General features: G+C 70.8%; 1 protein-coding gene. It reads right to left on the bottom strand.

Translation table 11 applies throughout. The features are described from left to right. A partial coding sequence (locus AC04L7_RS17610; protein ID WP_475513557.1) for a DUF3418 domain-containing protein occupies window positions 1–2,002 on the bottom strand: 2,002 nt, incomplete at both ends.

Genomic DNA, 2,002 nt, shown 5'->3' with positions numbered 1-2,002 from the left:
GGCTTGAGCTCCAGCATCCGGGCCTGGTCCTTCGCGGGATCGCGCTTGGCCCGCTCCGCACGCAAGGCCATCGCCTTCAGGTAGCGCGGCAGTTGCGCCAGTGCGTCGGCCGGCGTCTCGCGCAGGAACCCGGGGCGTACCAGCGCCGCGAGTTGCATGCGCAGGTCATCGAGGTTGCCCCGCGCCCATCCCATCAACTGCGCGTCGAGCTGGGGCTTCAGTTCCGCTACCGCCGACAGGATGGCCTCGRCCAGCTCCAGCCGCGCCATGGCCTCGCCGAACAGGCGCTTGCCGGCATCATCGCGCCGTTGTTCGAACGCGGCGCGGTCACGGATCGTCGCCAACCCTTCCGCCAGCAGCGCATTCATCGCCGCATCGACGATGTCGCCGCGCAGGCGTTCCTGCGACTCGATGGCCGCATACAGCAGGCCCGTCTTGGGCGACACGGGCAATTGCTTGCGTGCCTGCTTCACCTTGTCGGCCAGGGCGATGTCCAGCAAGCGACGGACGCCCCGCGGGTGCGACGCATCCGCCTCGGCGCGATCGGCGAACACCTGCAACGCGACGCTATCGCCGTCGTCGCGCAGCGCCGGATAGGCGGGCACGCCCGCTTCGCCAGGAACGTCCTGCGGAATCGGTTGCGCGGGGAAATCGCGCAGCCCGCTCGCGGCCATCGCGCGACCCGCACGCGCGGCGAACGCCTGCCCCGCCTTCGCGCCGAAGCGCGCACGCAGCGCGTCGAGATCGCGCGATTCGGCCAGCACCTTGCCCTCGCCACCCCCACGGGGATCCTCGCGCAGGCGCAGGTTCATGCGCAGGTGCGGCTCTAGCGCGGCCTCGTCGAAGTCGAGCGCACCCACCGCCACGCCCGTGGCACGCGACAGGAAGCGCGCCAGTTCGCCGCGGATGTCATCGGCGGTCGGCTTTGCGAACGCCTCGAAGAACGCACGACCGAAATCCGGTGCCGGCACGTAGTTGCGCCGCATGGCCTTGGGCAGGCTACGGATCAACCCGGCCGCCTTGTCGGCCACGAAGCCCGGGGCGAGCCAGGAAAGCCGCGCGGGATCCAGCGCGTTGAGCAGGTGCAGCGGCACCTCCAGCGTCACGCCGTCGTCGGCGGCACCGGGCTCGAACCGGTACTGCAGCGGCAGGCGGGCATCGCCGAGCGCGAAGTATTTTGGGTAGCGATCTTCCTCGCTGCCCTCGCCCGGCAACAGGTCGACCAGCGACCAGTGCAGCGCTCGCCGCTTGTCGGCCGGCAGCGCTTTCCACCACGCATCGAGGCCGGCGGCGGAGTGGAGCTCCGATGGCACGCGATCCAGGTACCAGCGCGCCTGCCAGTCCTCGTCGGCGACCAGTCCCGCACGCCGGAGTTTCGCTTCTTCCTCGCGCGCCTGTTCCAGCGTCTTCAGGTTGTCGGCAACGAAGGAGGCGCGCGTGTTGATCTCGCCGGTCACCAAGCCCTGGCGCACGAAGAGGTCGTGCGCTTCGCCCGGTGCGATGCGGCCGTAGTGGACCGGCTTTTTCGGTGCCAGCACCAGCCCGAACAGGCTGATCTGCTCCGACGCCAGCACCTGCCCCTGCGCGCGCGACCAGTGCGGATCGAAATGCTTGCGCAGCAGCAGGTGCGGCAGTTCGGCGATCACCCAGTCCGGTTCGATCGCGGCCAACGTCATGCCCCAGACCTTCTGCGTGTCCAGCAGGTTGGCCGCCAGCAGCCACGGCGGCGGCCGTTTCGACAGCGGCGAGGCCGGGAATGGCAGGAAGCGGCGCTGGCGTGGCGCCTGGAAATCGCCCTTGTCGGTGCGATGGCCGATCTGCGTGGGCAGGCCGGCCACCAGCGCGCGATGCAGGGTCTGGTAGGCGCCGGCCCGCACGCGCTCACTGAAGCCCCCACCGCTGTGCGCCGGCTCCTTCAGCACCCCGGCGGTGAGCGGCGCCAACGGCGCGTCGGGCTTGCCTTCGCGGGCCAGGCGCGCGGCGCGATGCAGCTGGCCGCGCG

Source organism: Pseudoxanthomonas sp. LjRoot204_2 (assembly GCF_056175765.1).
The sequence above is the reverse complement of the archived record's forward strand: the minus strand, read 5'-3'. Positions and strand labels throughout refer to the sequence as shown.